Raw genomic sequence first — 12904 nt, 5'->3', positions numbered from 1 at the left:
CTTGTGTGATGATAATCTAATAAACCTGTGCATAGGATTAATTATCACCATTAGGAAACCGATTCCCAAAGACACCGAGAATCACTCACTTATTTGCCACTTTATCGTGCTGTAAGCGTTTGATTGCGGTGTTTTTTTGTTTAACGATTTCTAAAATGAGAAGGTTGGGAGGTTGCGTCATGAAAATCACCATTGCAGATGTAGCTCAAAAAGCGAAGGTTTCTAAGACAACTGTCTCCCGCATTATTAATGGAAACTATGCACATACAACGGAGGAAACGAAGCAAAAGGTTCTAAGAGCGATTGAAGAGCTTGAGTATCGTCCTAACGCATTGGCCCAAGGATTAAAAGCAACAAAAACGAATGTCATTGGTATGATTTTATCGAATTTGAAAAATCCATTTTGGTCGACTGTCCTTGAAGGCATAGAGGATACGTGCAGAGCGTCGGGATATCATTTGATGATATTTAATTCTAATGAGAACGAGCATGTAGAAAAAGAGCTCATTAAGGAATTTAAGACACGAAGAGTAGATGGCATTATTATTCATCCGACGTGCAAGGATCAGCTGATCTATGACAGGTTAATTGAGGAGAAGCATCCGCTTGTCATTATTAATCGTAGGGTCGACAATCCAATGGCAACAGGTGTTGTGGTGGATAATGTAAAGGGAGCTTATATTGCCGTCAACCATTTGCTCAAATATGGTAGAACCAGAGTGGCGGTCGCAGTTTTTCAAAATCCATACGTAAGCACATGGAAAGAGCGTGTTGAGGGCTACAAAAAAGCAATGCTTGCTAACGGGTATGCTGAGGAGCAATGCAAAATTTTAGAGCTGGAGGAAGGCAAGCCGCAAATCGAACCGATTAAACGATGGATCAAAAGAAATTCTGATGTGGATGCCATCTTCTCGACTAACACAACGGTGACCTTGGAGGTAATCGGAGCATTGAAGGATATGGGGAAACAAATTCCACATGAAATTGCGATTGTGAGCTACGATGAAACGATTTGGTCGAAATACATCGATCCACCGTTAACAACGATTAAGCAGCCAAGTTATGTGATGGGTCAGCAAGCAGCGCAGTGCTTAATTGATCAAATAGAGACGAAAGAAAAGCTAGAACCGCAAATGAATGTGCTTGTACCTGAATTAATTATAAGAGCTTCATGTGGTGCAATACCGCAGGATTAAACTTGAAAGGGGTGATGTTCCTCTGTAATGGATTGAGACTCCAAGCAGGCGAGCAATAAATAAAATTATGACATGAGGAGAGGGTTAGTAATGAGTGAACAAAAACAAGCAATGACGGAACGTGAACAATTGTTAGAGCTGTATAAGGATCTTCGCGTGACAGATGTACGTGACGGAATGGACTGGGTCGGGATGCATGGCTATGGTACCGTTCATCATGACATTAAGCCTTTGTTTCGTACCCGTGTTGTTGGGATTGCACGTACTGCACGTTATTTGCCATATGAAGGTCCAGCGCCGAAGCTAACGGGCGATGAATATACGAAGTGGGTGAAATGGTATTACAAAGAGGTATGCAATGATCCGTGGGGACAGGATATTGAAGAAGGAGATTTTATCGTCATGGATGTTGCTGGTGTAGATGTCGGCATTCTTGGCTCCAACAATACGCTTGATTTTAAATTAAAAGGGGCAAGAGGTTACCTGACGAATGGCGGCGGAATTCGTGATACGGATGAGGTTATTATGCAAGGGATTCCAGTTTGGTCTAAATTTATCTCTCAAGGGATGGATCAAGCACGTATTCGTTTCTACGAAAAAGATACTCCAGTTGCAATTGGTGGCGTAGCGATCTATCCAGGCGATGTGGTCGTTGCTGATGGTGATGGTGTAATTGTGGTACCAAGAAAACTTGCCTTCGACGTTGCTAAGTACGCACATCAAGAGCTTAACGGAGATAAAGCAGGAAGAAAAAGACTATATGAAAAGCTCGGTTGGGAGCTCGATGAAACGGTATTATAAAAACTCCAGTAACTGGTCCTTACTGGAGTATGATCGGAATCCTCTTTAGTGTAGCACAAGATTTGTTTTTCCACAATTTAGAAATAATATAACGACAAAGGAGTTAGAAGAATGACTAAACCATCTGTTGGATTTCTTGGTCTAGGAGCTATGGGGCTGCCTATGGCAAAGCATCTAATTCAGAGTGGCTACCCGTTGCATATTACGTGCAATAGAAGCCGTTCTCCTGTCGATGCGCTTGTCGCTTTAGGCGCTACAGAGCATTCTTCTGCTAAGGAAGTCGCTAAACATAGTACATTCATTGTGACGATACTGCCGACGGATAAAGAGATGGAGGAGGTACTACTAGCTCCATCCTTTATTCGATCGATAACACCAGGAACTACCTTAATAGAAATGACTTCGGGTTCTCCATCGGTGATGAAACGAATTGCTGAAGCTTACTTAGCTTCCGGTATACCGGTGCTGGATGCACCGGTAAGTGGGGGAACAGTCGGCGCTGAAAAAGGAAAGCTAACCGTAATGGCAGCTGGTGATCCGAGCACGCTTGACCATTGCCAATCCTTGTTGTCCTGCTTTGCCGCAACGATTCATTACGTAGGCTCCATCGGCGCAGGTAAAGGGATTAAGGCAATTAATCAGATGATGGCAGCAGTACACATGCTCGCTGTATCGGAGGCTGCAGTGCTAGCTGAGCAGTTGGATATTGAGCCGCATATGTTGAGAGAAGTCATTATGAGCAGTTCAGGGGCATCGTGGATGCTTGAAAATAAACTGGAAGCACTGCTTCAAGAAAACTATATACCGGGCTTCAAATTATCGCTTATGCGAAAGGATATTCAAATTGCAGCAGGTGAAGGAAAAACAGTGGATTTGCCGCTTTCAAACTTCGCGCTAGCGTTATATCAACAGGCAGAATCAACGTACGGAAATTTAGATTTTGCTGCGATATCCCAATATCTATCAGAAAGAGGTACCTGAGGCATCGTATATGTTGATCAAGGGAGGAAACAGGATGTCAAAAATGATGAAATCGCTAATGCTTTATGCGCTAAGCATCATCATGATTGCTACGTTAGCTGCTTGTAGTTCCAATACTCCAAACGATGCAGCCAATACAACCAGTACCCCAAAAGCTACTAATCAAAATGATTCTAATCAACAAAATGAACAAAACGATAAAAAAGATGAAGTCGAAATTCGGTTTACTTGGTGGGGCGATACGACGCGCAATGAGCTCTATAATGCAATCGTCGATCGTTTTGAGGAAGAATATCCACATATTAAGGTTAAACGAGAATTCGGTGGCTGGGGAGATTACTGGGATCGGTTGACAACCCAAGTTGCCGGAGGCAATGCACCTGATGTAGTGAGTATGCATCAATTCTATGTTTCTGATTATGCGCGAAGAGGGGCACTGCTCGATTTATCTCAAGTTGTAGATAGCGGAAGTTTGGATCTAACGAATTTCCCTGAGTCTGCCATTAATAGCGGACGTATCAATGACACGCTGTATATGGTTCCAAAAGGGGTAACGATGCCAGGCTGGGCCTACAATACTGCCGTTTTTGATGAGCTTGGTATTGATTATCCTGATATGAACTGGACATGGGAGGACTATGCTGCAAAAGTAACGGAAATCTATGAGAAATCAGGCGGTAGCCTTTGGGGCTCAGTAGATGGAAGTGGTGGCCAGCCTCAGCCGAATTTCCGTTACTTTACAAGGCAGCATGGTCAGGATCTGTATACAGCAGATGGACAGATTGGCTTTACAGAGGAAACACTCGTTAAATGGTGGAGCATGTGGGATGAGCTACGTAAAAAAGGTGCGATTCCAGATGCTGCAACAGGTACAGAATATGAAAATGCTCCGCTCGAGCAAAACATGTTCGTTACAGGACTAGTAGCGATCACTCAAATCCCTGCGAATCAGATTTATTTGTACCAGCAGCAGTTTACCGAGGGTGAAATTCGGATGGTAAGGATGCCAACACTCGCTGGTGGTCAAAATGGTGAATATATTGAAGGCGCATACTTAAGTATTACTGAAAAGTCTAAGCACCCTGAGGAAGCAGCGCTGTTTATAGATTTCTTCATTAATTCAGAGCGTTCGCTTGAGTTGTTTAAAGTAGAGCAGGGCTCACCTGCTTCAACAACGATGAGTGAATTTGTTAAACCATTGCTTGAACCTGCTCAGCAGCGTGCAGTTGATTTCATTCAGGAAGTGCTGCCATATGCGACGGATGCGGTTTATGCTCCACTAGGCGCAGCAGAGATTCAGCAGCTGTTCAGTGATCAGGCTAGTAAAATTGCATTTGGGCAAATGTCGGTTGAAGAAGCGGCAAAAGCATTTATGACTGAAGCACAAGCCATTCTTCAACGATAGACGACACTCATCCTAAGGGATAGCAGCATACAGCTATCCCTTAAAGGAGGAAACAGAATGAACAAATTAAAACAAGCCTGGAGGAACAATTGGGTAGGCTATTTGTTTTTAAGCCCATGGTTAATCGGTGTTCTGACATTAAGCGCTATTCCTATGATCGCTTCCTTATACCTGTCCTTTACGAGCTACGATATGTTTACCCCTCCTAAATTTATTGGCTTGGAGAACTATGCAACGATGTTTCAAGATGCAAAGTGGCGTGACTCGCTTCGTGTGACATCAATGTATGTGTTTTTAGGTGTTCCTTTACAGCTAATCTTCGCACTGGCCATCGCAGTATTTCTAAATCGCGGAATCAGTGGGTTGAAGTTTTATCGTGCAATCTACTATGTTCCTTCTTTATTTGGCGGCAGCGTAGCGATCGCCTTGCTATGGCGTCAGCTATTTGGCAGCAAGGGTCTCGTTAACAGCTTTTTAATTACGCTCGGTTTTGAGACGAAAAACTGGATTGCTTCGCCGGATACTGCGCTTTATACGCTTATTGTGCTTATGATTTGGCAATTTGGCTCACCTATGGTTATCTTTCTCGCGGGCTTAAAGCAAGTTCCGATAGAATTGTACGAGGCGTCTAAAATTGATGGAGCTTCGAAGTGGAAGCAGTTTAGTAGGGTGACGCTGCCTCTAATTACTCCAGTCGTATTTTTTAATCTTGTTATGCAGATCATCGGCGCATTTCAAGCATTTACGTCAGCCTATATTATTAGCGGCGGAAGTGGTGGGCCACTTAATTCAACTTTATTCTATACGTTATATTTATATCAAAAGGGCTTCACTCATTTTCAAATGGGCTATGCATCTGCGATGGCTTGGTTTCTGCTGCTGTTCATCGCCTGTGCGACGGCAATCTTATTTTTAACCTCGAAGAAATGGGTCTATTATCAAGAGTAGACGAGGTGATTCTATGAAAAAAGACACCGTATACGAAGTAAGAACATATTCAAGCACTTCCATCAGCAAGCTCTCCAAAAAGCTACTAAAGCATGTACTTATTGTGACCATAGGATTAGGTATGCTTTATCCATTGCTTTGGCTGTTTAGCTCCTCATTCAAGCCGAATACTGAAATATTTCAAAGTAATTCCTTCTTCCCTCAAACCTTCACATTAGACAACTATAAGCAGGGCTGGAGTGGTTTGTCCGGCGTCACGTTTGGCAAGTTTTTTGCGAACAGCTTTTTTATAGTCGCGATGTGTATTATCGGAAATGTCATCGCCTGCTCCATGGCGGCATTTGCATTTGCACGCTTGAAGTTTGCTCTTCGCAAAATGTGGTTTGCCATTATGCTGATCACAATGATGCTGCCCTTCCACGTCACGATCATACCGCAATATATTATTTTCAATTCTTTAGAGCTGGTGAACACCTATGTACCGTTAATACTGCCTAAGTTTCTAGCTGTAGAGAGCTTCTTTATCTTTTTAATTGTTCAATTTATACGCTCGATTCCTGGAGAGCTCGATGAAGCTGTCAAAATCGATGGCTGCGGACCGTTTAAGCTATACATCTATCTCATCATGCCATTAGCACTGCCAGCTTTAGTAACGACAACGATCTTCACCTTTATCTGGACGTGGAATGATTTCTTCGGCCAGCTGCTCTATATAAGTGAAATTAACCTGTACACTGTGGCACTTGGATTACGCATGTTTTTAGATGCTATGGGTCAAAACTCTTGGGGCGCACTTTTTGCGATGTCCATATTATCACTTGTGCCGCTGTTTGCTATTTTTATATTTTTTCAACGCTACTTGATCGAAGGAATCGCTACGGGAGGACTAAAAGGATAAGAGAGAGATTAGGAGGTAGAGCCTTGACGAATCTTGGATTTCGAGTATTGCCTTTAAAAAGACGACCGTCACAGCATCTGATCAATGAATATAAGACGGTGGTTACACCTCATATCAGTGATAATTTGAACCGTATGTTTGCGATGAACGCTTATCTTCAGCCTTACCATAAACAAGGGAAGCTTGTCGGTCCAGCGATTACTGTACGAACACGTCCCGGTGATAATTTGATGGTTCATAAGGCGATCGACATGGCTAAGCAAGGTGATGTCATCGTCGTGGATGCAGCAGGAGATATGACCAATGCTATAGCAGGAGAGATTATGCTGCGTCTTGCGAAGAAAAAAGGCCTCAGTGGATTTGTAATTGATGGCAGCATACGTGATGTTATGGCGTTCCGAGAGGATACGTTCCCTGTTTATGCTAGAGGCGTTACCCATAGAGGTCCATACAAGGATGGGCCTGGTGAGATAAATACTCCGATTAGCGTAGGGGGGGCTATCGTGCACCCAGGAGATTTAATCGTTGGTGATGAGGACGGTGTCGTCGTTGTCCCATTTGATGAGATTGATCATGTCCTGCAGCTCGTTAAGGCACAACAGATGAAGGAAGCGGAAATTATGCAGGCGATCGAGGAAGGTACCATTGATCGTAGCTGGATCGATCAAACATTGAAGCAAAAGGGATGTGATTATTGTGGTTACACCCCGAACGTATAATTGGCGGCTGCTGCTTCAATTTTGCAGCGAGCTGTTTATTAGGGCAGGCATATCCAAACAAGATGCTGATATTATTGCAGGCTCATTAGTCGAGGCGGATCTACGAGGTGTAGATTCACATGGTGTTGTACGTATGCCAATTTATCTAAAGCGTGTTGAAAAAGCGATGATCAATCCTCATGCGGAGATGAAGATGGACATGGATCTTGGCCATATGTGCTTACTAGACGGCAGCAATCATTTTGGTGCGGTCATTGGACAACGGGCCTTGGAGCTAAGCGTAGAGAGGGCTAAGAAGCATGGCATCAGTGTAATTGGGGTGAAGCACTCCAATCATTTTGGTACTGGCGCATTTTATGTTCAGCAAGCTACAGCTGAAAATCTCGCCTTAATCGTTATGTCGAATGCTTCCCAAACGATGCCTCCAACTGGAGGAATCAGACCATTTATAGGTACGAATCCTATTGCTGTGGGTGTACCAACGAAGCATGATCCGCCTTATTTGCTAGATATGGCTACTAGTGTTGTTGCACGAGGGAAAATTATTGTTGCAGCACAAAAAAATGAAGCTATTCCTGAGGGGTGGGCAGTCGATAAAGATGGAAATCCTACGACCGATCCGTTTGCCGCACTTGATGGGGCTGTATTGCCGCTTGGCGGGCCAAAAGGCTATGGCATTTCTATGTTTATAGACATTTTTAGCGGGGTGATGACAGGAGCCGGTTTTGGGAAAACCGTCAATAACATGTATGAGAACTGGAATGTACCCCAAAACGTAGGTCATATGTTTATTGCGATCGATATTGATCGGTTCATGCCAATTGAGCAATTCAAGGATCGAATGGACCAATACATCCAAGATATAAAAGGGGAGCCTAAAGCACCAGGAGTTTCAGAGATTTACATTCCCGGAGAACTTGAATTCTATCGGAAGCAGAAGAGGATGAAGGAAGGTATTGTTTTGTCAGGTTCCTTAGTAAAGGAATTAAGTGATATTGGTACGAGCTATGGTGTTCACTTTGAAGCAGCTCAGGCAGGAGGATGAAGTAATGAAGCTAAGACAACAGGTAACCTATGAGATTCCAACAAGGATCGAATATGGGATTGGCAGTATTCGCAAGCTACCGAGCTTGATAGAGCAATTGCAAGGTTCAAAGGTGCTCATTGTTAGTGATCCCGGCGTGCAGCGGGCAGGCGTTGTAGACCAAGTGAGTCAGTTATTGAAGCAAGCAAAGCTGCCCTATCTATTATTTACAGATATTAAAGCAGATCCTGATCTATCTTCCGTGGATGGCGGGCTTGCACTCGCTAGGCAGGAAGGCTGTAATCTAGTGATTGGGATCGGCGGAGGAAGTGCGCTCGATATCTCTAAGGCGATAGGCATTATGCTGGCAAATCCAGGCCATATTCGTGATTATGTGGGCATCAATAAAGTTCCTAATCAAGGCGCTCCAGTTATCGCAATTCCTACGACTGCGGGAACTGGCAGTGAGGTCACGATATGGTCGGTATTGTCCGATCGAGAGCATAAAGTCAAGCTAAGTGTAGGAAGTACGTATAATTGCCCTACCATTGCATTGCTCGATCCTGAGCTTACACTTTCACTTCCTGCTAGTGTTACGGCAGCTACAGGAATGGACGCGCTCACACATGCGATCGAATCCTATGTCAATAAGGCAACTCATCCGATCTCAGAAGCTCTCGCGATTCATGCGATGAAGCTCATTGCTAAAAGCTTACGTACTGCAGTAGCTCAGGGCGATCATATTGAGGCTCGAGCTGATATGCTCTATGCAAGCTTGCTTGCAGCAATGGCGTTTAATTCCACACGCTTAGGCTTGTCTCATGCATTAGCATTGCCGCTAGGCGCTCACTTTCATATCCCTCATGGAACGGTCAATGCGATGCTGCTGCCTGAGGTTATGGAGTTTAACCTTATTGGCAATCTGCCTAAATACGCTGAAATAGCAGCCATCTTTGGTGAGCGAACGGAGGGGTTGTCACAGCGTGAGGCAGCTATGAAATCGGTAGATGCGATTAGACGGCTGAAGGTGGATGTGGGGATTACACAGACACTGACAGATTATGGCGTGCGCGAGGAGCACTTGGCATTTATAGCGGATGAAGCGATGACCTCTGGTAATGTACTAGTAAATCCGCGAGGAGCAACTGTCGAGGATTTAAAAGCGATTTGCCGACAATTATTGGTGTAACCAAGGAGGGAGGGAACCGCATGCTGGAATGGCTACAAAACCAAGGTGGAACATACCATAACTTTATTGATGGAGCATTTGTAGAGAGTCGAACCTCGTATATACCGATCTACAATGCTGCCAATGCGGAGCAATTGCTAGGTTATTTTCCAGACAGCTCGGAGCGGGAAGTTAATGTAGCCGTCGATGCAGCAGAACGAGGTCTATCTCGTATTGCCCAGCTCTCCATGACAGAACGATCTCATATCATGCTGCGATTTGCTGAGCTGCTGTTAAGAGATCGTCAGGAGCTTGCTTATCGAATAGCGGCGGAGCAAGGAAAGGTGCTGTCTGAGGCGTTAGGAGAAGTGGACCGAGCGAGAAATGAAGCGATATTTGTTGCTACCGAGGCACTTCGTGTGCAGGGCTTGCATGTCCCTGCGGAACGGGCTGGGATGCACAATTATGTTCAACAAGTCCCGATAGGCGTGGTTGCCGCGATTGCGCCTTGGAATTTTCCAGTTGTGACACCTGTAAGAAAAATTGTACCTGCATTTATATATGGCTGCTCGGTTGTATTTAAGCCTGCTTCGTATACTCCATTTGCTGCAACTAAACTGATGGAGCTGTTTGCTGAAGCACAAGTTCCCAGTGGCGCGATTAATATGATCGTAGGCAGCGGTCGAATAGTTGGTAAAGCTTTAGTAGCTCATCCTAAGGTTAGAGGAATAAGCTTTACAGGATCTACTGATCAAGGAATGAACATTCATCAAGTCGCGGCAGCTCGACTCGCGAAAACACAGTTAGAATTAGGTGGGAAGAATGCAGCCATTGTGTTATCTGCTGATCATGTAGCCAAGGTTGCTAAGCAAATTGTCAGCGCTGCCTTCGGTTGTACGGGACAGCGCTGTACAGCAATCAGCAGAGTGATTGTACGATCATCTATAAAGCAGGAGCTAACTAGTGCAATCGTAGAAGAAGCGCAGAAGCTAAATATTGGTCCAGCGTGGAAAGAAAGTTCACAAATGGGGCCGCTTATCAATGCAAAGCATATGGAGTCTGTCTGCACACATATTAAGGGCGCTATAGATGAAGGGGCAAGATTGTTAACAGGTGGTGGACGGATGACAGGTGGGCTGTATGACAAAGGGAACTACCTAGAACCAACCATTTTCGATCATGTACAAAGTCAGATGAAGATTGCCACTGAAGAAGTATTTGGTCCCGTATTAACGATTCAAGAGGTAGACTCAGTAGAAGAAGCGATCGAAGTGGCGAATGCAACGAAATACGGCTTGGCCACATCCATCTTCTCGACGATTCTCCAAGAAGCCTACGCTGTTTCTAACGCGATTCAATCTGGGATGATTCATATTAATCATGGTACATCAAGCGCACATCATCTGCCATTTGGCGGTGTGAAGCAGTCAGGCTTTGGCGCTTTTTCTATAGGTTCAACCAATCAACAGTTTTACACGGAGCCAAAAGTAACGTACATTGAATATTAGATATACATTAGATCCGTCGAGTAATGAGATTGCTCGATTGGTGCTTTGGTGGTGATTAGATGAATATTGTTATTGCTCCGGACTCCTTTAAGGGGTCATTGTCCGCAATGGACATTTGCGAAATCATTGAGTCAGAAATTAAGCTGGATCATCCACAAGTGAACTGCATCAAGCTCCCATTAGCAGATGGAGGTGATGGAACGCTAGATGTACTGCTTCATTCAACAAAAGGCCGGAAGCTAACGTGCAGCGTATCCGATCCACTAGGCAGAACGATAGAAGCGTCCTACGGTGAGATCGATAAGCAATCGGTATTTATCGAGATGGCTCAAGCATCTGGATTGCCATTACTAGAAGTTCATGAACGTAATCCTCTACAGGCCTCTACAAGAGGTACAGGAGAGATGATTGTTCATGCTATGGAAAGTGGATATCGAAACATTTACGTAGGACTAGGCGGCAGTGCTACTAACGACGGTGGAGTTGGTATGCTGGAGGCGCTAGGCATCTATTTGCGCTCGGAGCAAGGTGAACGACTGCCTGCACTAGTAACATCGCTGCAACAAGCAGCTACAATTGATGATAGTAAGCGTCATCCCTTATTAGATGAAACAACATTCTTCATGGTAAGTGACGTCGACCATATACTGTGCGGTCCTCAAGGAGCAAGTTATATCTTTGGCCCACAGAAAGGCGCAGATTCTGCAATGGTCGAACAGCTGGATCGATGGCTGCAGAGCTTTGGAAAGCTATTGTCTAGTAAATATCGCTACGAGCAGCTTGCGCAGCAAGCAGGGACAGGAGCAGCAGGTGGTCTTGGTGCTACCATGCTTGCAGTTTTGAAGGCGCAGCGAAAAAAAGGGATAAAATTTGTATTAGAAGCCTTGCAAGCAGATAACGCATTTCGTGATGCAGACCTCATAATTACGGGAGAGGGCAAACTGGATCAGCAAACGCTGGGCGGTAAGGTGATTGCAGGGGTAAGTGAACGAGCTCAAAAGTATCATAAGCCTGTAATTGCGCTCTGTGGCAGCATTCAGCTCACGATGGAGGAGCTGAAGCAGCTCGGGTTGCTATCTGCATTTTCTATTGTACGGCAGCCATGCACACTGCAGGAGGCAATTAATCATAGTGAAGAACTGTTGCGCTGGCAAATTCAACAAATCATTCGTACCTTTATGCATTCTAACGCTATGAAAGGATGAAGGTGCTAATGAAGCCACAAATTTATGTAACGAGGAAGATACCTGATCAGGCTCTCCAACTGCTATTAGAGCATACTGAAGTGTTAATGTGGGAGAAAGAGGATATGCCAGTTCCAAGAGACATACTTGAAGCGCATATCCGTCAAGTGGATGGACTCTATTCCATGCTCACGGATACGATCGACGCTACGCTGCTCCAGCAAACAACTCGTCTAAAGGTCATTAGCAATATGGCCGTTGGTTATAACAATATTGATATTAACGCAGCCAATAAAAAAGGCATTACTGTGACTAATACTCCTGGGGTATTAACCGAAACGACAGCTGATTTAACGTTTGCTCTATTGATGGCGACAGCAAGAAGGATTGTTGAATCACAGCAGCTTGTTATGGCTGGACAATGGAAAACTTGGTCGCCTATGCTGCTAACTGGCCAAGATATATTTGGAGCAACGATCGGTATAATAGGGATGGGACGTATTGGTGAGGCTTTGGTTAAAAGAGCACAGGGCTTTCAGATGGACATTCAATATTATAATCGAACGAGGAAGCCAGAGCTGGAGCATCAGTATCGTATGACTTACACTGATCTACATACATTACTAGCTACATCCGATTTCGTCTGTATTATGACGCCGCTGACTCCAGAAACGAAGCATATGATTGGAATGGATGAGCTAAAACTGATGAAAAAAAGCGCAATTTTAATCAATACAGCACGTGGCGGAATAGTTGATGAGGCTGCATTGTATGAAGTGTTGAGTCAAGGTGGGATTTGGGGGGCTGGACTTGATGTATTTGAACAAGAACCAGTGCCTGTAGACCATCCACTTCTATCATTGCCTAATGTCGTGGCTTTACCTCATATTGGCAGTGCGTCGATACAAACCAGAACGAAAATGGCCATTGTTGCCGCACAGCAGCTAATCAAGGTGCTAGATGGTGAAAAAGCTGAGCATACGATTACTATATGAAAGAACAATTGAAATTCTCCCCCCAATTGTTAGACAGATAAGTCTAATAATTGGGGTTCTTTGTAGTTGAATACTAT

12 protein-coding genes are annotated in these 12904 nt (G+C 44.4%); all 12 read left to right on the top strand.

Annotated elements, in window-relative coordinates; all coding sequences use genetic code 11:
- Positions 1–179: 179 nt before the first annotated feature.
- The 12 genes from NSQ99_RS16660 to NSQ99_RS16605 all read left to right on the top strand — a co-directional run bounded on the left by NSQ99_RS16660 (position 180) and on the right by NSQ99_RS16605 (position 12827).
- Positions 180–1196, top strand: a complete 1017-nt coding sequence (locus NSQ99_RS16660) for a LacI family DNA-binding transcriptional regulator (protein ID WP_340837913.1) — start codon at positions 180–182, stop codon at positions 1194–1196.
- Between the two features lie 90 nt (positions 1197–1286).
- Positions 1287–1997 carry an RraA family protein gene (locus NSQ99_RS16655; RefSeq protein ID WP_251668808.1) on the top strand — a complete coding sequence of 237 codons (711 nt, stop codon included), beginning with the start codon at positions 1287–1289 and terminating at the stop codon, positions 1995–1997.
- A gap of 111 nt (positions 1998–2108) precedes the next feature.
- Positions 2109–2978: an NAD(P)-dependent oxidoreductase gene (locus NSQ99_RS16650; RefSeq protein ID WP_340837910.1), complete on the top strand. Its 870-nt coding sequence runs from the start codon at positions 2109–2111 to the stop codon at positions 2976–2978.
- Between the two features lie 34 nt (positions 2979–3012).
- Complete coding sequence (locus NSQ99_RS16645; RefSeq protein WP_340837908.1) at positions 3013–4383, top strand: ABC transporter substrate-binding protein; 1371 nt, start codon at positions 3013–3015, stop codon at positions 4381–4383.
- A gap of 57 nt (positions 4384–4440) precedes the next feature.
- A complete protein-coding gene (locus NSQ99_RS16640; RefSeq protein WP_340837906.1) occupies positions 4441–5331 on the top strand; it encodes a carbohydrate ABC transporter permease in 891 nt (296 codons plus the stop codon).
- A 13-nt stretch (positions 5332–5344) separates the two neighbouring features.
- Entirely contained in the window at positions 5345–6229 is an 885-nt protein-coding gene (locus tag NSQ99_RS16635; RefSeq protein WP_251668800.1) for a carbohydrate ABC transporter permease, read from the top strand.
- A gap of 23 nt (positions 6230–6252) precedes the next feature.
- Positions 6253–6948, top strand: a complete 696-nt coding sequence (locus tag NSQ99_RS16630; RefSeq protein WP_251668798.1) for an RraA family protein — start codon at positions 6253–6255, stop codon at positions 6946–6948.
- Entirely contained in the window at positions 6926–7993 is a 1068-nt protein-coding gene (locus NSQ99_RS16625; protein ID WP_340837904.1) for an Ldh family oxidoreductase, read from the top strand. Before NSQ99_RS16630 ends, NSQ99_RS16625 begins: the two co-directional genes overlap by 23 nt.
- A 4-nt stretch (positions 7994–7997) precedes the next feature.
- Entirely contained in the window at positions 7998–9161 is a 1164-nt protein-coding gene (locus NSQ99_RS16620) for an iron-containing alcohol dehydrogenase (RefSeq protein ID WP_340837903.1), read from the top strand.
- A 20-nt stretch (positions 9162–9181) separates the two neighbouring features.
- On the top strand, positions 9182–10648 hold the full coding sequence (locus tag NSQ99_RS16615) for an aldehyde dehydrogenase family protein (RefSeq protein ID WP_340837902.1): 1467 nt from the start codon (positions 9182–9184) through the stop codon (positions 10646–10648).
- A gap of 59 nt (positions 10649–10707) precedes the next feature.
- Positions 10708–11853 (top strand): glycerate kinase, encoded by a 1146-nt coding sequence (locus tag NSQ99_RS16610; protein WP_340837900.1) that lies wholly within the window; start codon positions 10708–10710, stop codon positions 11851–11853.
- An 8-nt stretch (positions 11854–11861) separates the two neighbouring features.
- Positions 11862–12827, top strand: a complete 966-nt coding sequence (locus NSQ99_RS16605; protein ID WP_340837899.1) for a 2-hydroxyacid dehydrogenase — start codon at positions 11862–11864, stop codon at positions 12825–12827.
- Positions 12828–12904 lie beyond the last annotated feature (77 nt).

The organism is Paenibacillus sp. FSL W7-1287 (assembly GCF_038004245.1).
Taxonomy (GTDB): domain Bacteria; phylum Bacillota; class Bacilli; order Paenibacillales; family Paenibacillaceae; genus Pristimantibacillus; species Pristimantibacillus camelliae.
Note: the sequence above shows the minus strand (reverse complement) of the source record. Positions and strands in the feature narration are given on the sequence as shown.

Bases quoted from the DNA above. Each gene is read 5' to 3' on its own strand.
- NSQ99_RS16660 (WP_340837913.1), top strand. From the start codon at position 180: ATGAAAATCACCATTGCAGATGTAGCTCAAAAAGCGAAGGTTTCTAAG.
- NSQ99_RS16655 (WP_251668808.1), top strand. From the start codon at position 1,287: ATGAGTGAACAAAAACAAGCAATGACGGAACGTGAACAATTGTTAGAG.
- NSQ99_RS16650 (WP_340837910.1), top strand. From the start codon at position 2,109: ATGACTAAACCATCTGTTGGATTTCTTGGTCTAGGAGCTATGGGGCTG.
- NSQ99_RS16645 (WP_340837908.1), top strand. From the start codon at position 3,013: ATGTCAAAAATGATGAAATCGCTAATGCTTTATGCGCTAAGCATCATC.
- NSQ99_RS16640 (WP_340837906.1), top strand. From the start codon at position 4,441: ATGAACAAATTAAAACAAGCCTGGAGGAACAATTGGGTAGGCTATTTG.
- NSQ99_RS16635 (WP_251668800.1), top strand. From the start codon at position 5,345: ATGAAAAAAGACACCGTATACGAAGTAAGAACATATTCAAGCACTTCC.
- NSQ99_RS16620 (WP_340837903.1), top strand. From the start codon at position 7,998: ATGAAGCTAAGACAACAGGTAACCTATGAGATTCCAACAAGGATCGAA.
- NSQ99_RS16615 (WP_340837902.1), top strand. From the start codon at position 9,182: ATGCTGGAATGGCTACAAAACCAAGGTGGAACATACCATAACTTTATT.
- NSQ99_RS16610 (WP_340837900.1), top strand. From the start codon at position 10,708: ATGAATATTGTTATTGCTCCGGACTCCTTTAAGGGGTCATTGTCCGCA.
- NSQ99_RS16605 (WP_340837899.1), top strand. From the start codon at position 11,862: ATGAAGCCACAAATTTATGTAACGAGGAAGATACCTGATCAGGCTCTC.